This is a genomic window from Kocuria sp. SL71 (assembly GCF_026672465.1).
GTDB classification, from domain to species: domain Bacteria; phylum Actinomycetota; class Actinomycetes; order Actinomycetales; family Micrococcaceae; genus Kocuria; species Kocuria palustris.
The window spans coordinates 671,978-693,205 of sequence record NZ_JAPPRE010000001.1 but is presented as its reverse complement, the minus strand read 5'-3'; the positions used below and the strand labels follow the sequence as shown (position 1 = coordinate 693,205).

Genomic DNA, 21,228 nt, shown 5'->3' with positions numbered 1-21,228 from the left:
CGTGGCTCTGTCATCAGAGCCTCGGTAAGTACATGCTGAAGAATGCACCAACTGTCACGCCTGGCGCAAAAAACGTGACAGGTCTCACAAGAGCACGGCCGTGGCGCGGGTTGAAGCGCCCTGGGTTTCGTTCCGAGGTCAGGGCACCGCGGGCGCGGTCACCTCGGCCTCAGTGTAAGCAGCCTCGACCTCGACCGGGGTCCGGTACCCCAGTCGTTCGTGGAGCCGAGCCGTGTTCCACCAATGGACCCAGTCCAACGTCGCGATCTCCACCGCAGTAGCCGAGGGCCAGACGCGCTTGGAGTAGATGATCTCGGTCTTATAGAGACCATTGACCGTTTCTGCCAGGGCATTGTCGTAAGAATCCCCGACCGTACCGACCGAAGCAGTCACACCTGCAGCAATCAGCGCATCCGAGTAGGCCAGCGACACATATTGAGACCCTCGATCCGAGTGATGCGTCAAGCCAGAAGAATCCCGACGGGCACCAGTCGTCAATAATGCCTGTTCCAGAGCCAGAAGCGGCAGGCGATCTGTGTGCAGCGTTGAAGCGACCGACCAGCCGACGATCTTGCGGGTGCAGACATCCGTGATGAATGCGACATAGCAGAATCCCGACACGAGACGCACATAAGTGATGTCGGCGACCCAGAGCTCATGCGGAGCCGCGGCCGTGAAGTCGCGCTGGACCAGGTCCGGGCGATGATCATCTGCCTGGGCTGGACGGGTGGTGTTGGGCTTGCGGCCCCGGCGGACCCCGTGCAACCCGGCGCTACGCATCAAACGAGCGACCTGATCGCGGCCCAGGTCCCAGCCTGCTCGGCGCATCGCATGCCACATCTTCCGCGCCCCGTAGACGCTGTAGTTCTGCGCATGGACGCGCTGTATTTCCGGGATCAATGATTGATCACGCAGAGCACGAGCTGAGGCCGGCCGTGTTTTCGCAGCCCGGTAGGCACGAGAGGTGATGAACCCACATTCTGTTTCGCGCATCACGCGGCAGATGGCCTCGACCCCGAAATCGTCGCGGTTCATGTCGATGAACCGGATCATCTCGTCGTGGGGCGGTCGAGTTCCGCTGCGAAAAAAGCCGAGGCCTTTTTCAGGATCTCATTGGCGCGGCGGGCTTCGGCGAGTTCTCGACGCAGCCTGCGGTTCTCTTCGCCCAGGCTCTCGTCAGTGGCGGGTGCCGGTGTCGCCTTGCTTGCTGTGATGGCTTGGTTGCACCAGGCGCGCAGGGTCTCGGGGCCACAGCCCAGCGACTCGGCCACGACTCGGATGGAGGCCGCGCGTGGTCCGCCCTCGGTGGCTTGGCGGTCGAAGACCATCCGCACGGCGCGTTCGCGGAACTCGGGGGTGAACTTCTTGGGCATGATCCGATTCTCCTTCAGGAAGCTCGGAACCAAACCCAGGGCGCTTCACTATGCACCTCACGGCGGCCGCAACGCATGCGTCGCCGACTTCGATGGCCACTGGTGGAACATCGATTCCTACCCGGGAGCCGGAGCCGGGAAGCCGCCCTCGGCGGCGGCTGATGTCAAGGCCCACGAGGTCCCACACACCCGTTGCCCTTCACCCAAACAATCTCGCCGCCCGCGGCGGCATCTGGCCTTCCTGGGCGGCACATGCCCCCAGGAAGGCTCAGTCATGTCCCACGCCAACGCGGCACTCACCCCACGGCATCGCCTGATCGTCGCGCGCATGGTTGTTGACGACGGTTGGCCGATCAGCGAGGTCGCCGCCCGATTCCAAGTCTCCTGGCCTACCGTCAAGCGTTGGGCCGACCGCTAGCGAGACGGCGAATCCAGGCAAGACCGGTCTTCCCGGCCGCGTCGCTCCCCGAACAAGACGAGTCAGAAGACCACTCGGCGCTGCATCAATCTGCGGCTGCGCCTGAGGGAGGGGCCGGTGCAGTTGGCGTGCCGACTCGGGATCGCCCCGTCCACTGTCCACCGCATCCTGGTCCACGCGCACCTAGAGCGTGTCTCCCAAATCCCGATGCCGTATCGGCGAGGCTAGGCCGTGTTGATCAAGAGTCTGAGACCGGATACGGCCAGGAATCCCATCCGTCAAGACCCGATCAGTCGGCGGGTTCCCACTGGGCGCGATCGAGCGCCAGCGCAGCGCGAGCGGCAGCGTCGGCTTCGCTCTTCGGAGCGCCCGCTTCCTGGTGCGCCCGCGACCACTCTTCAGACCCGCGTCTAGCGAACTCGGCACCTTCTTCTGACCCCATGATGCGGCTGACGGCATCGAGGTCAGCACGCGGATCGTCGAGATGAAGCGCGAGCCCCAGGAGCCCCGCGTCCCACCCGCCACCGCCGGCAGCAGGACCGTACTCGCGCCAGTGGTCGTTGCTCTCTCCAAAGTGACGCACGGTGAGCGCGGCTGCCCCGGTGCCATGTCCTTCGATCGACGCGGTGACGCGAGAGACCTCGCCCTCGTACTCCCACGTTATCGTCAACGCGCGCGGCGCCTCGCACGTCTCGATCGTGCCGACCGTGCCACTGTCCAAAAGGCGATACCGACCACCCCGGCGCAGGTCTCCGGTCAGGGGCTCGAACCAGCGCGCCAGGCGGTCGGGATTCGTGCACGCGTCCCACAGGTCGTCAGGGGTCGTCGGGAAGGTCTGGGTCAGGGTGATCACGTTCCGCTCGTCGTCGAACTCGACGTGACGTAGAACCTCGTTGATCTGACTGGCGATGTTCACTGCTGGCTTCCTTTCGACTCATAGCGACGGTCACGCTGACCGCGCGCGATCTCGGTGCCCAGCGCCGAGAGCGAACCGCCCCACAGCTGCCGCAGCCGGTCCGCCCACTCGCCGATGGCCTCGACACCGTCGCGGTCCAGGCTGTAGATGCGACGCGATCCCTCGACGCGCGAACGTACGAGGCCGACCTCACGCAGCACGCGAAGATGCCGAGACGCTGCGGGCTGACTCACTCCGAACTCTTCACGAACTACGGCGCTCAGCTCGCCGGCCGTACGATCACCCTCGGCAAGCTGCTCCACCATCCGCAGACGAGTGGCGTCTCCCAAGGCACCGAAATGATTCACAGATCTGTTATATAACGAAAAACGGAATCAATCAACAATGCTTGTGATTCGAGGACGGCTGCAAGCAGGACGGGGCCCCGCTCCTGCTATGTCGGCTGGCAATCACCGGCGCATCAGGTCGCGCTGTGCAGGGTGGTGTCGATCTGACAGTTGATCACGGCACCGTCAGCATCGCGGACACCGGTCCGTGCTCAGGCCGGAGGAGGCAGGTCCGTCTTGATCCAGATCAGCGTCGCGGCGAGGCTGACGGCGGCCCGATAGTTGCGGGCGAGCTTGTCGGAGCGCATCGCGATTCCGCGCCACTGCTTGAGTCGGTTGAAGCAACGCTCCACGACGTTGCGGCCCTTGTATCGCCCCTGCTGCTGATCGCCGAAGTCGATCGGTCGGCCCGGCTTCTTGCGGCGGTGCGCGATCTGATCGTTACGTTCCGGGATCGTTGCCGCGATCCTCCGATCGCGCAGCCAGGCCCGGTTCGCCTTCGATGGATACCCCTTGTCCGCCAGGACGCGGTCGGGACGGGTGCGAGGCCGGCCCTTCCCGGCGCGCGGAACGCGGACATTCTCGAGCACGGCGGTCATCATCGCGGTGTCGTTGATGTTCCCGCTGGTGATCATCATGCCTAGTGGCCGGCCACGGCCGTCGCAGACCAGGTGCAGCTTGGTCGTCAGCCCTCCCCGGGAGCGGCCGATCCCGTGATCAGGCGGCTCGAACCGCGGATTCTTGTGATTCCGCAGAGCCCCCTGTGTCCCGCTTCAGGGTCGCGCCGTGCTGATGAACACGCGCGATGGTCGAGTCGATCGAGACGACCCAGTCGATCTTCCCAGCAGCGTCCGCCTGCTTCTGCACCTCGGCCAGCAGCATCTCCCACGTGCCATCTTCAGCCCACCGGTTGAACCTCTTGTAGATCGAATTCCACTTCCCGAACCGCTCCGGCACATCCCGCCACGGCGCCCCAGTCCGGTATTTCCACGCGATCCCCTCAACAGCGAGCCGATGATCCGTCCACGGCCGCGAGCGGCCAGTGGTCGACGGCATCAACGGCTCTATCACGGCCCACAACCCGTCAGAGATCTCCTGTCGCGTCACCGTTCAAGGCTCACCCAGCCGAGGTCGAAACCTCTTGATCAACACGGCCTAGTGGGGCCCGGAGCTCGCTTCAGCGCGCGGGCGTCCCGACAACGGACCACAGCAGCTGCGCGGCCTCGACCAGCGCCTCGGCGAAGCCGTCGGGGTCCTCGGCCGTGTCGGCGCGGAAGCTGAGGCAGAACTCGAACTCGCGCTCGCCCTTGGTGTAGGCGATGCCGAGACCGGCCGCGGAGGTGGGGGCGAAGGCGTAGCGCACGATGGACTGCGCCCCGCCCACCGAGGTGGTCGACAGGAGGTCCTCCGATAGCGCCTCCAGCGATGGATCCCCGAGCAGCCCCTCCCGCACCTGATCCTCATCCGCCATGAGCCGAAGGCCGGTGACGTGGCGCTGCGGGCCGTGCCCGGCCTTGCACGCCTTGATCCAGTCCTTGTGCGCCTCGATCGCAGCGCGCAGCTGCTCCTGGGTCGCGGTGCCCTCCACGGCGGCGGCCGCGAGCTCGACGGCCTGGGCCGTCACCGGGCGCAGGCACTCGGTGCGCCCGGCCTGGAACTCGCGGACGTCGACCGACTCGTAGACGCTGCGCACCCGCCCGAAGGCCAGCTGCTGGGCGATCGTGAAGATCAGCTGCTGGACGGCGTCGTCGCTCATCTTGAACGGGCGCTCCTGTGCTGACATGCGCGGCACCGTGACGAGGCGCACCGACAGCGGCTCGGCGGCCTGAGACACGCCCTCCAGCCCGGTGCGCACGCGCCGGGCCTGCTCCGCAGTCATCGACCAGGCGAGCTCCGGGGCCTCGATGACCAGCTCCGGAACGGCGGCGGGGGCGTCGTGGATCTCGACCTGCTGCATGCGGCCCACGGCCGCCAGCACCGTGGCCCCGTCGATCGTGCTGTGCTCCACGTGCACGCCCGTGAAGGAGTCGTGCAGCGCGATCTCGTAGGACATGGGCTTGCGCACCCAGGCGTCGTGGAAGCCGAAGGCCAGGTGCTGCAGGTGCTGCTCATCCGTGAGCTGCTGCTCCTGCAGGTCCACCGTGTACACCAAGCGGGACAGCCGGTCGTAGGTCCGCGCGTTCGCCGAGTCCTGCAGCAGCTCCTCGAGGATCTCGGCGGCGTCGTCGGCGGGCAGCCAGGAGACCGCGCCGAAGGGCAGCTCGTCCCGGGCTCCGCCCGGCGCGGCGACGATCGTGCGCAGCGCCTGCGCTATCCAGGCGGCGCTGCGGGGCTGGCCGTCGGCATCGGCGATCGGCAGCACTCGGAGGTGCCCGCGGTGGAGGATGCCGATCTCGGCGTCGGCGGCCTCGACCCGCGGCCGGCGGATCTCGTCCATGCCCGCCTGCGGGTGCCGCAGCCCGCCGCCCAGGGCCTCCCACTGCTGCATGCACAGGTGCGCACCGCGCGGGCTGACCTCCACCGGGGTCTCACCGCGCAGCTGCTGCAGGTGGACGGCGGCCGCGCGGTGGATAAACCGGGCTGCGCGGTCGAGGCCGGGAGTCCCGGGCTCGTCGGCCAGCTGGAAGCCCACGCTCGTGCTCAGCGGCAGGGACTCGCGCGTGCGCAGGTAGCCGCGCAGCCACTCCCGCGACAGCCAGCTGCGACCGGCGGCGTCCTCCCGCCGGGCGAAGTCCAGCAGGCGCTGCTGCAGCACGGGGGCGTCGCCGGCCAGCCACTGCCGGGCGGTCTCGCGGGTGCGCTCGGCCTCGGCGTCGTCCTGGAGGGGTCGAAGCGCGCTGAGCAGCCGCTGCACGGTCGGCTCGAGCTCGGGCACAGGCAGGACGGTTGTGGTCATGGGTGTCCTCTGGGAGAAGGCGGCGGCGATGACGGCCTCTCGATTCTCGCAGGCGGCGAGCAGGCCCGGCAGAGCGCGTCAGCGACTGTGATCAGGGCCACGTCACCCGGACTCGCTGCGGCTCGCGGCAGGTGCCGCGGGTGGTCGCGCCCTAGAATCGGGCGAGCCCCGCGGCACCGAACTCGGGGCCACGATGATGCGAGGAGGGTCGGCGCCTTGGAGCTGGATCTGCTGCACGTGCGCGCCGGCGGCCAGGGGTGGGGCCCGGTGGACGCCCTCGTCCAGCTGAGCGCGCGTCTGCTGGACGCACGGCTGATCACCATCGATGAGCGCGCCCGCCCCACGGCGCTGCAGCGCGGCGCCTCCGCGATCCCCCGGCTGCTCTCCGCCTCCTCGCGTCGTCTGCTGGTCATCGCCCCGAATCCGGCGCACCTGGCCCAGGCCGCGCGGATGCGGCACTGGCTGCCCGGCTATGCCTCGACCGCGGCCTGGGTGATCGACTCGTTCTGGACCGAGCGCATCGCGCGCTTCGCCCGTACCGGACGGCACTTCGATCACCTGTTCATCACGGACCCCGGACTTCGCCAGGAGTGGGCAACGCTGACGGATGCTGCCGTCTCCGTGCTGCCCTGGGGCGCCGACACCCTCGCCTTCCCGCTGCAGGACGGCAGCCGGAGCACCGATCTGCTGCGGGTCGGACGCCAGCCCTCAGCCTGGGACGACGACGCCGCCATTGCGCGCCTGGCCTCAGCGCGTGGGCTGCGCTTCGAGGGACGCCCACCGCTGGATCCTGCGGACCCCGCCGGCAGCTATGAGCAGGTGCGGTCGGCACTGCTGCGCACGCGCTTCATGCTGGCGTTCTCCAACCTGGTCAGCCCCGCGACCTACACCCACCCGACGCGGGACTACCTCACGGGCCGCTGGACCGATGCGCTGGCGGCCGGCGCGGTCGTCGTCGGGGCGGCGCCGAGCAGCGCCGCGCAGCTGCTGTGGGAGACGGCCACGGCGGAGGTCTCCCCCACGGATCCGGTCGTCGGACTCGAGCGCATTGCCGAGCTCAGCGCGCAGTGGACCCCGGGCTCGGCACGAGCCCAGCAGCTGCTGGCCCGGCAGAGTCTGGACTGGCGGCATCGTCTCCGCACGCTGTCCGAGGTCCTGGGGCTGCCAGAGCCCCCGGAGCTCACCCGGGAGCTGAGCCAGCTGGTGCCGCCGCGATGAGCGCCGATCCGCTGCGCCGCCTCAAGCACCGGGCCTTCCTGGCCCGCCGGGACGCCGGGCTGGTGGGAAGCAGCCTGCTCAGCCGCCGGACCGGAGCACTGGCCCAGCAGCTGCGGATCGCCCGTGCGGGTCTGGACCTGCCGCCCCTGGCGGCTCACCGGGGCCTGTGGGCCGTGGGCATGGTCCGCGATGAGGCCGATGTCGCGGCCGAGACGATCCGGCATCTGCTCGAGCAGGGAGTGGAGCGAGTGCTCGTAGCGGACAACCTCTCCACGGACGGCACCGGTCGGATCCTGCGCGAGCTGGCCACCGAGCATCCTCAGGTCCTGGTGGCCCGGGACGCGGAGCCGGCCTACGTGCAGTCCGCCAAGATGACGATGCTGGCCGATGCCGCGGCCCGTGCGGGTGCCAGGTGGGTCATCCCGTTCGACGCCGACGAGCTCTGGTACGGCGCTGAGGGCACTCTTGCCGAGACGCTGTCATCCGCACGCGCTCCGATCGCCCGGGCCGTGGTGCACAACGTGTTCCCCTCCCCCGACTCCGAGCACGAGCTCCGGGTGGATCGGACCCCCCACTACGACGACAAGGTCGCCTTCCGCCCCTTCCCCGGGGCCGTGGTGGCCATGGGCAACCACGAGGTCAGCCGACCGGGCAGATCCGAGTCGTCGCTGCGGATCCTGCACCGCCCCTGGCGCAGCTACGAGCAGTTCGTCCGCAAGGCCCGCGGCGGAGCCTCGGCCCTTGCACTGACGCAGCTGCCGGCCGAGAAGGGGTACCACTGGCGAGCCCTGGGCGCACTGTCGGACGACGAGCTGGGCAGGGCATGGGAGTCGCTGCTCCAGGGCACGGCATCGCAGGAGATCGCATGGCGGCCCCGGGGGAGCCTGGTGCCGCTGGGGCCGCGGCTGCCGCGCTTGTGGGACGAGGTCCGGCGAGCGCTGTGAGGCACTGCCTGCCAGAGCACGGACGTCGTCCACGATCCAGAGGCGCCAGCGGCCCTCAGCGCCCGACGAGTCGGCGCAGTGGCGCCTCCGCGGCCGGGACCCTCTTGAGCAGAGGGCGGACGGTGCGCTTGGCACGCGACCAGGCGCGCGCCCGAGCTGCGCGTGCGAGCCGCTCCGGGCGGGTCATCGGGCTGCGCACGCGGACGCTGTAGCGATCCAGCAGGTGCTCGGGCACGAGCTCCTCCCCCACCCCGAAGCGCTCCGCGAAGCGGACGACGCCCAGCGGCTTGTCGCCGTGGCCGCAGAAGTGCATGACCAGCGCGTCCGAGAGGGAATCCTCGTAGTAGTGGCCCCGGGAGTTCAGCGCGCGGTGTCCGACGATCTGCGTGCGCTCGAGCAGATCGGTCGTGGAGAGGGCCCACCACATCTGGTCCTGGTCGCCGCCGGTGAACAGCCCATCGCGCTGCGGATCCCACCACTCGCGCACGGCATCGAGTTCGGCGTCCTCCATGAGCCGCAGCAGCCTGTTCGCGTCGTCGCCGCGGCGCAGCAGGAAGACGCCCGTGTTGATGCGGGACCAGAAGCCATTGGGCTCCTCGGGCCCTTCTGCGATGACCAGGAACTTCCCGTCCTGCTCTGCGTCCTGGGCAAGACGGCGGATGCCGTCGGAGTCGAAGTCCGTGAAGTAGGCGTCGTCGTCGATCCACACCAGCCAGTCGTAGTGCTCCAGGAGACGGCGGATGATGGCTGTGGAATAGAGGAAGGGGTTGTCGATCCCCTCGTCCAGTCCGATCTCCAGCCGGTAGTCCAGACCGTGCTCCCGGGCATAGATCAGGTGATTGACGTAGGAGCGGAAGCGGATCTCGTCTCCGCCGGATACCAGGCCGATGGACAGCTCCTGCTCGCGGCCGTGCCCGTGGGTCATCGTGACTGCTCCTTGAACGTGCGCGTATAGGCGCTCAGGCTCTCCATCGCCTGAGGCAGGGTGCCCTCGGCTCCCAGCAGGGAGTTCCTGGGACGCGGCGCCGCACCGGGGCGGTCCCGGAAGAAGTCCGCCGTGCTGACGGGGCTCACCCGCTGCGGGTCGTGGCCCGTGAGCTCGAAGACCGCGCGCGCCACCTGGAACCAGCTCATGGCCGGTCCCGCGTTGGTGACGTGCCGGGTGCCGTAGGGGGCCTGCTCGACCACGAGGTCCAGCAGGACCTCGGCCAGGTCGGCGGCGAAGGTGAGACGGCCGTGCTGATCATCCACGACGGCGGGGTCGATCCCCCGCTCGGCCAGCGAGGCCATGGTCCGCACGAAGTTCGCGCCGTCGCCGATCACCCAGCTCGTGCGCACGATCCAGTGCTTCGGCCAGGTGCGCACCGCGGCCTCCCCGGCCGCCTTGGACTGGCCGTAGACGGACAGCGGGGCCACGGGGTGCTCGGGGGCGTGCTCCTGATCCAGCGGCAGGGAGCCGTCGAAGACGTAGTCGGTCGACACGTGCGTCAGGGGGACGTCGTGATCGCGGCAGGCGGCGGCAAGCGCGCCCACGGCCGTGGCGTTGACCTGCCAGGCTCGGGAGCGGCCCTCGGCGGTCTCGGCCTCGTCGACCGCAGTGAACGCCGACGCGTTGAGCACCGCGCGGGCGGTCTCCAGCTCGCTGAGCGGCCAGCTGCCCGGGTCCTCCATGTCCCATTCGCCCCGGGTCAGGGCCCGGTGCGCGATCCCGCGACGACGGCAGGCCGCCACCAGGGCACGGCCGAGCTGCCCAGCGGCACCGAGGATGAGCACGGGCGAGGCCCGCACCGGTGCCACCTGCGCCAGACGCGGATGCTCGCGGTCCTTGTCCGAGAGCTCCGCCTGCTCGAGCGGGACCGGCCAGTCGATCGCCGCGGTCTCGTCGGCGAGGTCCAGGAACGTGTAGCGCGACTGCGCCTCGGGCGACCAGTGCGCGGTGACCAGATAGGTGTAGGCGGTCGAAGGCTCCAGGGTCTGGAAGCCGTTGGCCACCCCCCGCGGGACGAAGACCGCGGTGTCCGGTCCGATCTCCTGCGTCACGACGGCGCCGAAGCTCTCCCCCTCGCGCAGGTCGACCCACGCGCCGAAGACCCGGCCGGTCGCAACGGACACGTACTTCTCCCACGGCTCGGCGTGCAGGCCGCGCGTGGTCCCGATCGCGCCGTTGAAGGAGATGTTGTTCTGCACCGGTTGGATGTCAGGCAGCCCGGCCTCGGTCATCTTCTGCCGCTGCCAGTTCTCCTTGAACCAGCCGCGGCTGTCGCCGTGGACGTCGAGCTGCACGATCAGCAGTCCCGGGATCGCTGTCTCGGTGATCTTCACGGGCGGGACCTTTCCAGAAGAGAGAGCCATGGCACGGACACGGAGGGCGGCTGCCCCGCGAGGCTCATCGGTAGCCGCCGACGGTGTAGTCGAAGTGCATCTGCGGCCAAGGCTCGAAGCGATGCGCGTATCGCAGGGCCAGAGGCGAGAACACATGCCCCATCAGAGCGCTCCACGGTACCGGGTAGTCGCCCTCCAACCCGTACGGGTCCTGGGCCGGGTGCTGCGCGAGCAGTCCCTGGAAGTAGTCCAGGCGCCGCTCGACCTCGCACAGCCACTGCTCGGTCCAGCTGGAGCCGGGCTTGAAGGCGAAGGCCGCCTGGAAGGCCGTCCTCGTGTAGTAGAGCCGCTGCTGCCTCCCGAGGGGGCCCATGGCGGGGCACGTGTTCCGCGAGCTCATCTCATGCGGTCCGGCGGCCCACAGATGATCGGCCGAGTTCAGCCTCTCGAGCACCGGGGCCCACGGCTGGCGCATGACCTTGAGATCCGCGTAGGCGCCCCCGTGATGGTGCATCAGGTAGCAGCAGAGGTAGTCCGAGCGATGTACGGGGCTCAGGAACGAGAAGGCAGGGTGCAGCGGCGAGCCCTTGACGAGGACGTCGTCGAGGTTCTCCAGCGTGATCAGCGCGATCTCGAGCCCGGCGTTGACCTCCCGCATCACCTGCAGGGCCGTCCGGCGCGGGGCCGTCAGCTCGTTGGCGCCCAGCCAGGCCGCATAGACGACCCGCGGAGCCTCGCCGCGCGGCCCGTGCTCCACATGGGGGAACCGGAGATGGTCGATCTGGAACGTCGAGGAGGCGGGCACCACCACGTCGCCGACGTGCTGCTCATGCTCACTCGGGTCATACCGGTACTCGATGTGCGCTGCCCAGTGCCGACGGGCGGCATCAGGCGCCCGCTTCAGCCGCCGACGGGTCAGCCACAGCCCGTGCTTGATCCGCCGCAGCGGCCGCAGCAGGTCCCTCGGCGTTGGCTCCGGCTCGCTCATGGCCTCGCGCCCCCTGCGCCCCGACGCGCTCCACGGCGCTCGGCCGGGTGCGCAGTCACTGCCCCTCCCGGGCGTAGCCGGCCTCGACGGCGGCCTTGTGCGGGCGCCACCAGGACTCGTTGTCGCGGTACCACTGCACGGTCGCCTCGAGCCCGGCGCGGAGATCGGTGAAGCGCGGGGTCCAGCCGAGCTCCTCGCGCAGAGCGGTCGCGTCGATCGCGTAGCGGCGGTCGTGGCCGGGACGGTCGCGGACGAACTCGAGGTCTTCGGCCGGCCGGTCGAAGATCTCGAGCAGCAGCCGGGCGATCTCCAGGTTGCTGCGCTCGCCGTCCGCTCCGATCAGGTACGTCCGGCCGATCTCCCCGCGCTCGAGGATCCGCAGCACCGCCGAGGAGTGGTCCTGCGTGTGGATCCAGTCGCGCACGTTGAGCCCCTGCCCGTAGAGCCGCGGCGGGCGGCCGTCGATCAGCTCGGTGATCTGGCGCGGGATGAACTTCTCCACGTGCTGATGCGGGCCGTAGTTGTTCGAGCAGCTGCTCAGCGTGGCCTCGAGACCGAAGGAGCGCACCCACGCGCGCACCAGGTGATCCGAGCCGGCCTTCGAGGCCGAGTAGGGACTCGAGGGGCGGTACGGCGTGGTCTCGGTGAACTTCTCCGGATCGTCCAGGGCCAGATCGCCGTAGACCTCGTCCGTGGAGACGTGGTGGAAGCGGGTGCCGTGCCGGCGGGCGGACTCCAGCAGGGTGAAGGTGCCGACCAGGTTGGTCTTGATGAACGGAGACGGGTCCGCCAGCGAGTTGTCGTTATGCGATTCGGCCGCGAAGTGCACGACGGCATCCGCCTGGCGCATCAGATCGTCAACCAGCTCGGCATCGCAGATATCGCCCTGGACCAGGCGCATGCGCTGCGGATCGGCTCCCTCCAGGGAGGCCGGGTCGCCGGCGTAGGTGAGCTTGTCCAGCACCACGACGTCGTGGGCGGTGGCCTCCAGGACGTGGTGGACGAAGTTGGAGCCGATGAAGCCGGCTCCGCCGGTGACGAGCAGTTCCATGATGAGCAGGGCCTTCCGTGGTCAGTCGGAGCTCGAGGATGAGGCGGAGGCGGCGGGTTCGAGGCCTTCCCCGATCCGGCGGGCCGGGATGCGGCGCAGGATGCGATAGCGCAGCATCCCCTGCAGCGCTCCCAGGTGCCCGCCCAGGAGCCGGGCGTGCAGAAGCCTGCTCTCCCGGTCTCGAGCGAGCAGCAGCCGTGGCGCCTCGCGTGCGACGGTCAGCAGCGAGTCCTTGGCGCTGGGACCGTTCATGCCGCGGTCCCGGAACCGGATCCACAGCAGGATGCGCGCCAGCTGCTGGATGCGCTGCTGACGCAGCAGCGCCCGTGGGGTGGAGCGCAGGCGGTACTGCATCGTGGCAGCGGGCACCCGGAGCATCGTTCCGCCGGTCTCCAGGAAGCGCCAGGAGAAGTCCGTCTCCTCCGATCCGCCCGGGTACGCCGCATCCATGCCGTTGACAGCCCAGTAATCGCTTCGCAGGATTCCGAAGCCGCATCCGGGCACCGAGGGCAGATAGCCGGCGAATCCCTCCTCCGCCACAGTGGGCGGCTCATCCGTCGCCTGCAGTCGCTGCAGGTCGGAACCGATCCCATAGGCTGCGAGCACCGCTGAGTCATTGAACCCCTCATGCAGGAGGGTGCTCGAGGCCAGGCATCGTCCCCCGGCCCGCACAGCATCCGCCATCGCGCTGACCCAGTTCTCGCTGACGAGGTCATCTGCATCGCAGAACAGGAGGATCCTCCCGCGGGCGACAGCTGCCCCGCGGTTCCGCGCGAAGGACGCGCCGTGCTGCGCTGAGGCGTCCACGATCTGCAGGTCGAGATCCTCGCGGAAGCCGGCGGCTGCTCCCGCCAGGCCATCCGAGCTCCCGTTGTCGGCGATCACGACCTCGAAGCGCGGTGCACCGCGCTGGGCAGCCAGCGCCGCCAGCTGCTCTCCGATCACGGCAGCGACATCGTGGGCGGGGATCACCACACTGACCTCGGGCGCACTCATTCGGAGACCTCCGGGGAATCGTCGGGGAGCTCGCGGATGCGGCGGGCGGGCACGCCCGCGTACACGCCGTCGGCGGCGCAGTCCTTCGTCACGACCGCTCCGGCGCCGATCACGCAGCCGGAGCCGATCGTGACGCCGGGCAGGATGATCGCCCCGGCCCCGATCCAGCTGCCGTCGCCCACATGGACCGGGTCCGGGTGCCCCGGAGCGGCCCGCTGCTGCGGGCCGCCCACGGGATGACGGGTGGTGACGAACATGGCTCGCGGCCCCACGAAGACATGGCGCCCCAGATGGACCTCCGTGTCCACGAACACCTGCCGGTTCAGGAAGCTGCCCTCGCCGATGCTGATCCGACGCGGCGGGGCGAGCACCACGCCGTCGCTGATCAGCACTCCGTCCGCCACGCCGGCCAGGCCGAGGCGCTGGAGGAGATCGCGCCGACGGGTGTTGGGCACGATCGGTGTCAGAGCCGCCTCCCATGCCGCGCGCCGCAGCGCGGCCAGTCCTGGGATCCTCATCTGCTCGCCTCATCCTCCGGGGTCGGGTGCATGTCCATCGACGGCGCTGCGGCCTCCTGCAGACCGACGCCGATCTGCGCGTCGGGCATCCGCCTCAGCCAGCGGTACCGGACGGTGCCCTCGGCCAGGCCCCAGGCGATGCTCGTCCTGTGGATGAGCCCGAACCAGTCCGGCGTCTGCCGCCGGCTCAGCATCTTCAGTCCTGCTCCGGCACAGCGCAGCAGCTCCGTGTGCCAGCGGGGCATCTGCGAGGCGGGCCAGGCATCGTAGCGCTGCATCAGCAGGCAGTGGGCCCGGGCGGATCGACGGACGATGCGCAGCTGATCGGAGGCCGACCAGTGCCCTCGGCAGCCGACACGGAGGTGTTCGGCCGAATGCAGTGACACCCCGGCCCGCTGTGCGCGGAAGGCCAGGTCGTTGTCATCGCCTGCCAGCGGGAAGGACTGATCGAATCCCCCGAGCCTCAGCAGCAGGTCCCTCCGTGCGCCGAAGTCGCCGCCGAAGAGCACGGGCAGTGCCTGCCCGTCTCCCTGCCGCACCTCGACGACGGCGTCCTCCTGCGACGGCTCGACGTCGAACCGGGCCCGGATGACCTCCAGCGGATGCTCGAAGGCCCCCTGGGGCAGCAGGTGGGCCATGCCGGTCCACAGATCCGCCGTCTCGAAGGCAGCCGCTCCCTGGGCCAGCCAGCGGGCGGAGACGGCGTCGTCGGCGTCGCAGAACATCAGCAGCTCGGCGCGCGCCGCACCGATGCCGACATTGCGCGCGTAGGACGCACCCTGGTGCGCCTCCGCTCGCAGCACGCGCAGGTCCAGGGGCCCGCCCAGGAAGGGCTGCACCGCCGCAGCGAGGTCATCGCTGGATCCGTTGTCGACCACGATGACCTCGAAGGCCGGCGGATCGACCTGTGCAGCCAGCGCCTCGAGCTGCAGCGGAAGCGTCCGGGCAGCGTTGTAGGCGGGGATGATCACGCTCACCGCCGGTGCGGCGGCGCGATCAGCGGGGGGAACGGTCGTCATGGCTGTGCTTCCTGGGGTGCTCGGGGGTGTGCCCAGTGCGGGTCCTGCGGGATCAGAGTCCAGGGTCAGTCTGGTACTCATCCTCGGGGATCGCCGTCCATTGCGGCAGCAGCAGCGGCGAGTCGCCGTGGTTGTACTGCCGGGTGAAGAACAGCGGAGCGAGGATCTGACGAGGGCGCTGCGCTGGGGGCCGGCTCGTGGCCAGATACCCGCCCCAGTAGGAGAACGTGGAGTTCGTGAGGATCAGCGTCCTTGCTGCGGCCAGCTGGGCGAGGTCCTGGAACATGTCGTGCGGCGGCGGCATGGCCTGCACTGCCCCCCGCTCGGCCAGGAAGCCCAAGTGCTCCATGCACCACGGAGGGTCATCGGAGACCAGCACGAACCGCTCCTGCGCAGTGCTCGGTATCCGTCGCACGGCCTCGCGGATGAAGGCCTCGATGTCCATCCCGTAGCGGCTGCGGTTCAGCGCGTCCGAGTAGTAGTCCCCGCGGCGGACGTTGACCACGACCGCATCCGGCACTGCAGCTGCCACACGTTCGGGGAAGCCCGAGCCCGGCAGCAGCACCTCGCGCACGAACATCGGGATCTCCGGGACCAGGTAGTCGTAGCCGGCCTGCTGGCCCCATTCCACGGTGCGCCGCTGGAGGGGGCCGACCTCGTGCTCCTGGACGGTCCACTCACGCAGGCCGGGGAACTCCTCGAGCCAGGGGCGCATCTTGGGCTTGAAGCGCACCGTCCACCGCTTGCCGGTGCGCCGAGTGCGCGACCAGGCGGTGAGCCACAGGTACAGGAAGTTCCCGCCGTTCATGGGCTCGGCACCCCAGATCACGGAGGGGCTCTGCCGCCGCAGGGGGCCCAGGCTGCGGGCGATAAGCGGCCTGAGAGCATCGAGCGGTCTCGACCCCATCGCCTCAGCCCACCTCCAGCCGGCCGAGCTCGACCAGGTGCGCGAAGTCGGGGTCGCGCTCCACCAGCTCGGACATCGTCCCGCTCGCGCGCAGCCGGCCCTCGGCGAAGTAGAGGATCTGATCTGCGTTCTTCACGGTCGACAGGCGGTGGGCGATCACGATGACCGTCAGCTGTCCGTGCAGCTGCTCGACGGTCTCCGTGATCTGCCGCTCGGTCTCGTTGTCCAGGGCGCTGGTGGCCTCGTCCAGGATCAGCACACTCGGACGCGAGTACAGGGCGCGGGCGATCCCCAGCCGCTGCGTCTGACCGCCTGACAGGCGTGTGCCGGCCTCCCCCACGGTGGTGTCCAGCCCGTGGGGCAGGGACTCCACCACTTCCGTGAGCCGGGCCTTCTCGAGCACGTCGGCCAGGTGGCGCTCGTCGATCTCTCCCGCAGGCGCGGCGAAGGTGATCAGGTCCCGGATGCTCGCGTCCCAGAGGTAGACGCGCTGGGAGACCATGGCCACCCGCGGCAGCCATGCGCCCGGGTGCTCCGTCAGATCCACGCCGCCCACGCAGAGGCTGCCGGTCGAGGGCTCGTACAGTCCGGCCAGCAGGTCGGCGAACGTCGTCTTGCCTGCGCCCGACCCGCCCACCAGTGCCACGGTCGATCCCGCCGGGATGTCCACGCTGACGCCCTCCAGCACAGGGCGCTTGCCGTCCGGGAAGCGGAAGCCCAGATCGCGGACGCGCAGCGGCGCGGTGGGGTCCAGCTCCACGTCACCGCCCGTGCGCCGAGCAGCCCCCTGCTGCTCGAGCGTGCGGATCTCCGCCACGAGTTCGCGCAGAGCCGGGGTGCCCGCATGGATCTGGTTGTTGGAGGCCACCACGCGGTTCAGCGCCGGGACGATGCGCATGGCAGCCGCGACGAACACGGCCAGCAGGCCGAAGGCCCTCTCGGGGCCCTGCAGGCCGAACAGCAGCAGCGCCACCAGCAGGATGCCGAGGATCATGACGACCTCGAGCAGGTAGCGCGGCAGCTCGATGAGCACCGACTGGAAGCGCGCCAGCCCGGCGGCCTCCTCCTTGTTCCTGCGGTAGCGCTCGACGAACAGCTCTTCGCGCTGGAAGAGCCTGGTCTCCCGGAAGCCCTCGATCGCCGGATTCAGGGCGGCGATGGCGTCGCGGTCGAGCTCGAAGGCACGATGGGCGAACTTGAGCGACCAGGGCTTGAGATAGCGGGAGAGCAGCACGGCGAAGCCGCCGAAGACGACCAGGGCCGCAGCCGCTGCGATCGGTGACATGGCCACGAGCAGCCCGAGCATCAGCACGATGGACAGCAGGTCCACCAGCAGCGCGAGCCAGCTCGAGAGCACCAGGGAGAACGCCGCGGGCACGGCACCGCCGACCATGTTGGTCATCGCGGACTTGGAGCGCAGGCGGTGATCGACGTAGCGCGCGGCGGCGTAGCGGCGCAGAAGCTCCGCCTGGACGGCTGCGCTGGCCCGATTCGACTGCCCGATGCTCCACCACCGGATGGCGATGACGGCCACGTTCTTGACCAGGAAGGCGGCGCCGACGGCCACCGCTGTGAGGATCAGCAGCCGCCGAGGGTCGGTGCCCGCCAGCGGGACCAGGAACCGATCGACCGCACCCGGCAGCGGGTCCGGGGCGGTGAGCATCTGGGTCAGCGGCAGCATGGCCGCGACCGCCACGAGATCCAGCATGGCCGCCAGCAGCGCGGCGACCGCCATGGCGATGATCCGCCAGCGCATCCGCCACGGCACCAGGGTGAAGACCACGCGCAGATCGGCGATGGTCGACCGGGCCGAGAGGCGGGACTGATCGCTGGGGGGCACAGGCTTCTCCGAAAGGGGGTTGGGGATGCGGCTGCAGGAGCCAGAACGATGCGATCGCATGGGATGCATGTCTCGCCCTAGGATAGTCCCCATGAAGGGCATCATCCTCGCCGGCGGGACCGGCTCACGGCTGCATCCCATCACCCTCGGGATCTCCAAGCAGCTCATGCCCGTCTACGACAAGCCGATGATCTACTACCCGCTGTCCACCCTGATGCTGGCGGGCATCCAGGACATCCTCATCATCACCACACCGCAGGATGCCGAGGCCTTCCAGCGCCTGCTCGGCGACGGCTCCCGATTCGGCATCCGGCTGAGCTACCAGGTCCAGCCCTCCCCCGACGGCCTGGCCCAGGCGTTCCTGCTGGGGCGCGAGCACATCGGCGAGGACTCCGTGGCACTCATCCTGGGCGACAACATCTTCTACGGCCCCGGCATGGGCACGCAGCTGCGTCGCCATCAGGAGGTCCGGGGGGCCTCGATCTTCGGATATCGGGTCAGCGACCCCGCGGCCTACGGCGTGGTCGAGTTCGACGACGCCGGCCACGCCGTCTCCCTCGAGGAGAAGCCGCCCCTCCCCCGCAGCCCCTACGCCGTGCCCGGGCTGTACTTCTACGACAACGACGTCATCGCGATCGCCGAGTCGCTCAGGCCCTCGGCCCGCGGGGAACTCGAGATCACCGACGTCAACAGGATCTTCATGGAGCAGGGCCGCCTCAGCGTCGACATCCTGCCGCGCGGCACCGCCTGGCTGGACACCGGCACGTTCTCGGACCTCAACGACGCCTCCAACTTCATCCGCACCGTGGAGAACCGCCAGGGCCTCAAGGTCGGGGCTCCCGAGGAGATCGCCTGGCGACAGGGCCTGCTCAGCGACGACGCGCTGCGCGAGCGCGCCGAGCCCCTGGTGAAGAGCGGCTACGGCAGCTATCTGCTCGGCCTGCTCGAGCACCAGGACGCCTCCGCTCCCGACGCAGCGGAGCGAGCCCGGTGACCGAGCCCGCCGTCGGCTCCGCCCTCCCCATGGAGGTCCGCGTCCGCTTCGCCCACGCGATGATCGCCCACCTGTTCGCACAGGCGGGGATCCGAGCCCTGCACCACAAGGGGCACACCGCCCCGGAGGGCACCTATGTGTCCGGTCGAGCCTCCACGGACGCCGACGTCCTGGTGCCCCCGGACCAGGCCGCCCGAGCCATCCAGGTCCTGCAGGCCCGCGGCTGGGACCTGGTCACGAGCTACCGGGACGGGTCGATCTTCCAGCACGCGGCCTCCCTGTGGCACAGCCATCTGGGCTACGCGGACATCCACCAGCTGATCCCGGGCACCGGCCCCACGCCCCAGGCCGTCTTCGAGCGGCTCTGGAGCCAGCGCTCCACAGCGGATATGGGCGGACAGCCCTGCACGGTGCCGGGGCGCTTGGACCACCTGGCTCTGATCGTCATCCACGCCGCCCGCGACACCTCGAGGGGGCAGCCGGACACGGCCCACCTCCGCTCGAGCCTCTCGCCCCAGGAATGGGCCGAGGTCCGAGCCCGCGCGCTGGAGCTGCGGGCAGCAGCGCCCTGGGTGGTCGCCACCGGCGAGAGCGCACCCGCCGCGCAGGCGGAGGTCGCGCTGTGGCGCGCACTGCGCGATGGCGCCGAACGGGACGTCCTGCTGCGCGCCCGGATCCACGCCGCGGAGGGCTTCCGAGAGCGGGCGAGCATCACCCTGGGCACGCTGGTGCCGAATCGCGGTCATCTGCGCATGCAGCTCGAGAGGGAGCCGCGCCTGACGGATTACCTGGCGGACTACCGCGACCGGCTCGGGGCCGCCGTCGGCGCGGTGAAGAGGGGTCTGCGCCGATGATTCCCCGCGCACATCCGATGTCCTGGCGACCGGCGCCGACCGTCGTCTGGCTGTCCGAGCCTCACGAGGAGACGGCAGAAGACGCGCCGACGGTCTATCTCCTGGACCTCGAGGCCGAGATCCCCAGGATCCTCGAGCAGTCCTCGGCCCTGATCTGGATCGCGCTGCTGGAACGGCTGGCGCACCCCTCGACGTCGGCGGACGAAGGCGTCACGGCCGCACGGATCGCCGAGGATCTGACGGCGGGCGCACCGCTGGACCCGCAGGACATCCAACCGGACATCGAGCGGTTCCTCGAGGCTCTGGGCGCGGACGGTGTGCTGATCCCGGCGTCGAGGGAAGGCATGCGCCAGGACTGATGCCCTGCGCCCCCGTCGCACCGGCTCCGTCCGGAGCAGGCGACGGACCGCTCGTGGTCAGGCCACGGAGGAATGCCGGTGCCGAGCAGCGGATGCCCCGCGCTCCGGCAGCGGGCAGACCACGGACTCCTCGGCCTCGAGCAGCCTCTGGATGCTGGCCATGAACCGGCGCTCGGAGAACTTCGCGGCGTGATCGCGCATGGCCTTCAGGTTCCAGTCGCGCGCCAGCGCCCTGCGGATCCCGGCGGCCAGCGCCTCAGGAGACGGCTGCTCCACGAAGGTCCCGTTGAGGCCCTCCCGGATGGTGTCCAGATAGCCGCCTCCGCGCAGCGCCACCGTGGGAAGGCCCCATGCGCTGGCCTCCAGCGGCGTGATGCCGAAGTCCTCGAAGCTGGCCGCCACCAGGGCCGAGGCATGGGCGTAGGCCCAGCGCAGCTGCGCGTCCGAGATGTCCTGGGCGAAGACCACGCGGTCCCCCGCCAGCGCCCGCAGCCGCTGCTCCTCCGGGCCGCGCCCGACCACCAGCAGCGGCAGATCCAGCTGCTCGGTGGCTCGGATCACGGCGTCGACGTTCTTGTACGGCAGCAGCCGTGCCACGGAGAGCAGGAAGCCCCCCTGCGCCACGAGCCGCTGGGCCCCCTCGATCGGCTCCAGAGGCACGGCCTCCGTCTGCACGGAGTGCGGGGGGAAGATCAGCTGCACATCGTCGCGGTCGTAGACGCGGGAGATGCGGTGCTGGACCTCCGTGGAATTGCCCACGTAGACGTCGTGACGGGCCTGCGCCCGCTGGTCCCAGGGCTCGAGCACCGGGTGCATGGCCCGTGCCAGCACGCCCTTGGGAGAGCTCCACCAGGGCCCTCCCACGTAGTCCTGCAGCAGGTGGACCCAGCGCGCCGGGGTGTGGCAGTAGACGGCGGTCTCGCCCGTGAAGCGGAAGCCGTGCGCCCAGCCCGAGCTCGAGACGATCGCCTGATCGGCATCGACGAGCATCCGCGAGCACGCCCACGGCAGCAGCGGCAGCGCCTTGCGCGGATCCCGACGCAGCGCGCCGATCGAGTTCAGGGGCGAGGTGATGATGGTGGCGTCGCGGAATTCGGGGAACGTGGCCTCGGGCTCGTAGAACAGCGTGTAGATGGGCGCCTCCGGGTAGAGGCGATGCAGGGCGAGCACCACGCGCTCGGCGCCGCCGCGCTGCGTGAGGTAGTCGTGAGCGATCGCCAGCGGGGGCCGGCGCGTCTCATCGGCGAACGAGTGGCTCATCAGGGGCTCTCTGCGAGGCGGGGGGGGAA

General features: G+C 69.8%; 20 protein-coding genes, 1 pseudogene and 1 other annotated feature. Of the genes and pseudogenes, 6 read left to right on the top strand and 15 right to left on the bottom strand.

Annotation, left to right across the window (positions count from 1 at the left end; translation table 11 throughout):
• Positions 1–138 precede the first annotated feature (138 nt).
• Positions 139–1,373, bottom strand: a protein-coding gene (locus tag OVA15_RS03250; protein ID WP_268143021.1) for an IS3 family transposase whose coding sequence is annotated in 2 segments (ribosomal slippage) — positions 139–1,091 and positions 1,091–1,373 — 1,236 coding nt in all. Because the reading frame shifts where the segments join, the coding sequence is not laid out codon by codon here.
• Positions 996–1,092: a sequence feature (AL1L pseudoknot), on the bottom strand. Its footprint overlaps the gene before it by 97 nt.
• A gap of 274 nt (positions 1,374–1,647) precedes the next feature.
• Here OVA15_RS03250 and OVA15_RS03245 point away from each other — a divergent pair.
• Positions 1,648–1,995: pseudogene (locus OVA15_RS03245) on the top strand (helix-turn-helix domain-containing protein); the annotation flags it as partial.
• Positions 1,996–2,080: 85 nt separating this feature from the next.
• Here the strand turns inward: OVA15_RS03245 and OVA15_RS03240 are convergent.
• The 4 genes from OVA15_RS03240 to OVA15_RS03225 all read right to left on the bottom strand — a co-directional run bounded on the left by OVA15_RS03240 (position 2,081) and on the right by OVA15_RS03225 (position 5,929).
• Positions 2,081–2,707 (bottom strand): SRPBCC domain-containing protein, encoded by a 627-nt coding sequence (locus tag OVA15_RS03240; RefSeq protein ID WP_241445325.1) that lies wholly within the window; start codon positions 2,705–2,707, stop codon positions 2,081–2,083.
• The gene (locus OVA15_RS03235) at positions 2,704–3,054 is read right to left on the bottom strand and encodes an ArsR/SmtB family transcription factor (protein WP_024290610.1); all 351 of its coding nucleotides are present in this window, start codon (positions 3,052–3,054) and stop codon (positions 2,704–2,706) included. The genes OVA15_RS03240 and OVA15_RS03235 overlap by 4 nt, the downstream gene beginning before the upstream one ends.
• A gap of 191 nt (positions 3,055–3,245) precedes the next feature.
• A protein-coding gene (locus tag OVA15_RS03230; RefSeq protein WP_155931041.1) for an IS5 family transposase occupies positions 3,246–4,089 on the bottom strand; the annotation gives its coding sequence in 2 pieces (ribosomal slippage) (positions 3,246–3,782 and positions 3,784–4,089; 843 coding nt in all).
• A gap of 121 nt (positions 4,090–4,210) precedes the next feature.
• The gene (locus tag OVA15_RS03225) at positions 4,211–5,929 is read right to left on the bottom strand and encodes a choline/carnitine O-acyltransferase (protein WP_268143018.1); all 1,719 of its coding nucleotides are present in this window, start codon (positions 5,927–5,929) and stop codon (positions 4,211–4,213) included.
• A gap of 216 nt (positions 5,930–6,145) precedes the next feature.
• On the opposite strand from OVA15_RS03225, the gene OVA15_RS03220 reads away from it, so the two are divergent.
• Both OVA15_RS03220 and OVA15_RS03215 read left to right on the top strand, forming a co-directional pair.
• Positions 6,146–7,147 (top strand): hypothetical protein, encoded by a 1,002-nt coding sequence (locus tag OVA15_RS03220; RefSeq protein ID WP_024290613.1) that lies wholly within the window; start codon positions 6,146–6,148, stop codon positions 7,145–7,147.
• Entirely contained in the window at positions 7,144–8,091 is a 948-nt protein-coding gene (locus OVA15_RS03215; RefSeq protein ID WP_024290614.1) for a glycosyltransferase family 2 protein, read from the top strand. The genes OVA15_RS03220 and OVA15_RS03215 overlap by 4 nt, the downstream gene beginning before the upstream one ends.
• A gap of 55 nt (positions 8,092–8,146) precedes the next feature.
• Here OVA15_RS03215 and OVA15_RS03210 read toward each other — a convergent pair whose 3' ends face one another.
• The 9 genes from OVA15_RS03210 to OVA15_RS03170 all read right to left on the bottom strand — a co-directional run bounded on the left by OVA15_RS03210 (position 8,147) and on the right by OVA15_RS03170 (position 17,732).
• On the bottom strand, positions 8,147–9,016 hold the full coding sequence (locus tag OVA15_RS03210) for a hypothetical protein (protein WP_024290615.1): 870 nt from the start codon (positions 9,014–9,016) through the stop codon (positions 8,147–8,149).
• Complete coding sequence (locus OVA15_RS03205; RefSeq protein ID WP_029643843.1) at positions 9,013–10,443, bottom strand: sugar nucleotide-binding protein; 1,431 nt, start codon at positions 10,441–10,443, stop codon at positions 9,013–9,015. The genes OVA15_RS03210 and OVA15_RS03205 overlap by 4 nt, the downstream gene beginning before the upstream one ends.
• Positions 10,444–10,477: 34 nt before the next feature.
• The gene (locus OVA15_RS03200; RefSeq protein ID WP_268143015.1) at positions 10,478–11,401 is read right to left on the bottom strand and encodes a hypothetical protein; all 924 of its coding nucleotides are present in this window, start codon (positions 11,399–11,401) and stop codon (positions 10,478–10,480) included.
• Positions 11,402–11,456: 55 nt separating this feature from the next.
• Entirely contained in the window at positions 11,457–12,452 is a 996-nt protein-coding gene (gene rfbB / locus OVA15_RS03195; protein ID WP_268143013.1) for a dTDP-glucose 4,6-dehydratase, read from the bottom strand.
• Positions 12,453–12,473: 21 nt separating this feature from the next.
• Positions 12,474–13,448 carry a glycosyltransferase family 2 protein gene (locus OVA15_RS03190; RefSeq protein ID WP_024290619.1) on the bottom strand — a complete coding sequence of 325 codons (975 nt, stop codon included), beginning with the start codon at positions 13,446–13,448 and terminating at the stop codon, positions 12,474–12,476.
• Positions 13,445–13,966, bottom strand: a complete 522-nt coding sequence (locus OVA15_RS03185) for an acyltransferase (protein WP_024290620.1) — start codon at positions 13,964–13,966, stop codon at positions 13,445–13,447. Before OVA15_RS03185 ends, OVA15_RS03190 begins: the two co-directional genes overlap by 4 nt.
• The gene (locus tag OVA15_RS03180) at positions 13,963–14,985 is read right to left on the bottom strand and encodes a glycosyltransferase family 2 protein (protein ID WP_024290621.1); all 1,023 of its coding nucleotides are present in this window, start codon (positions 14,983–14,985) and stop codon (positions 13,963–13,965) included. The genes OVA15_RS03185 and OVA15_RS03180 overlap by 4 nt, the downstream gene beginning before the upstream one ends.
• Before the next feature lie 52 nt (positions 14,986–15,037).
• Positions 15,038–15,814 (bottom strand): alpha-1,2-fucosyltransferase, encoded by a 777-nt coding sequence (locus tag OVA15_RS03175; protein WP_204783121.1) that lies wholly within the window; start codon positions 15,812–15,814, stop codon positions 15,038–15,040.
• A gap of 82 nt (positions 15,815–15,896) precedes the next feature.
• Entirely contained in the window at positions 15,897–17,732 is a 1,836-nt protein-coding gene (locus tag OVA15_RS03170) for an ABC transporter ATP-binding protein (protein ID WP_268143010.1), read from the bottom strand.
• A 91-nt stretch (positions 17,733–17,823) separates the two neighbouring features.
• Between OVA15_RS03170 and rfbA the strand changes: the two genes are divergently transcribed.
• From rfbA to OVA15_RS03155, 3 genes are read left to right on the top strand one after another with little or no spacing between them, the layout of a single operon-like run.
• Complete coding sequence (gene rfbA / locus OVA15_RS03165; protein WP_024290624.1) at positions 17,824–18,726, top strand: glucose-1-phosphate thymidylyltransferase RfbA; 903 nt, start codon at positions 17,824–17,826, stop codon at positions 18,724–18,726.
• The gene (locus OVA15_RS03160; protein WP_024290625.1) at positions 18,723–19,580 is read left to right on the top strand and encodes a nucleotidyltransferase family protein; all 858 of its coding nucleotides are present in this window, start codon (positions 18,723–18,725) and stop codon (positions 19,578–19,580) included. The genes rfbA and OVA15_RS03160 overlap by 4 nt, the downstream gene beginning before the upstream one ends.
• A gap of 17 nt (positions 19,581–19,597) precedes the next feature.
• Complete coding sequence (locus OVA15_RS03155) at positions 19,598–19,939, top strand: hypothetical protein (RefSeq protein WP_268143008.1); 342 nt, start codon at positions 19,598–19,600, stop codon at positions 19,937–19,939.
• Between the two features lie 57 nt (positions 19,940–19,996).
• Here the strand turns inward: OVA15_RS03155 and OVA15_RS03150 are convergent, their stop codons facing one another.
• Positions 19,997–21,199, bottom strand: coding sequence for a glycosyltransferase (locus OVA15_RS03150; RefSeq protein WP_024290627.1), 1,203 nt, complete (start codon positions 21,197–21,199; stop codon positions 19,997–19,999).
• Positions 21,200–21,228: the final 29 nt, after the last annotated feature.

Excerpts from the sequence above, each read along its gene's own strand:
- OVA15_RS03225 (WP_268143018.1), bottom strand. The coding sequence starts at position 5,929 with ATGACCACAACCGTCCTGCCTGTGCCCGAGCTCGAGCCGACCGTGCAG.
- OVA15_RS03205 (WP_029643843.1), bottom strand. The coding sequence starts at position 10,443 with ATGGCTCTCTCTTCTGGAAAGGTCCCGCCCGTGAAGATCACCGAGACA.
- OVA15_RS03155 (WP_268143008.1), top strand. The coding sequence starts at position 19,598 with ATGTCCTGGCGACCGGCGCCGACCGTCGTCTGGCTGTCCGAGCCTCAC.
- OVA15_RS03185 (WP_024290620.1), bottom strand. The coding sequence starts at position 13,966 with ATGAGGATCCCAGGACTGGCCGCGCTGCGGCGCGCGGCATGGGAGGCG.
- OVA15_RS03215 (WP_024290614.1), top strand. The coding sequence starts at position 7,144 with ATGAGCGCCGATCCGCTGCGCCGCCTCAAGCACCGGGCCTTCCTGGCC.
- OVA15_RS03150 (WP_024290627.1), bottom strand. The coding sequence starts at position 21,199 with ATGAGCCACTCGTTCGCCGATGAGACGCGCCGGCCCCCGCTGGCGATC.
- rfbA (WP_024290624.1), top strand. The coding sequence starts at position 17,824 with ATGAAGGGCATCATCCTCGCCGGCGGGACCGGCTCACGGCTGCATCCC.
- OVA15_RS03200 (WP_268143015.1), bottom strand. The coding sequence starts at position 11,401 with ATGAGCGAGCCGGAGCCAACGCCGAGGGACCTGCTGCGGCCGCTGCGG.
- OVA15_RS03190 (WP_024290619.1), bottom strand. The coding sequence starts at position 13,448 with ATGAGTGCGCCCGAGGTCAGTGTGGTGATCCCCGCCCACGATGTCGCT.
- OVA15_RS03180 (WP_024290621.1), bottom strand. The coding sequence starts at position 14,985 with ATGACGACCGTTCCCCCCGCTGATCGCGCCGCCGCACCGGCGGTGAGC.
- OVA15_RS03210 (WP_024290615.1), bottom strand. The coding sequence starts at position 9,016 with ATGACCCACGGGCACGGCCGCGAGCAGGAGCTGTCCATCGGCCTGGTA.
- rfbB (WP_268143013.1), bottom strand. The coding sequence starts at position 12,452 with ATGGAACTGCTCGTCACCGGCGGAGCCGGCTTCATCGGCTCCAACTTC.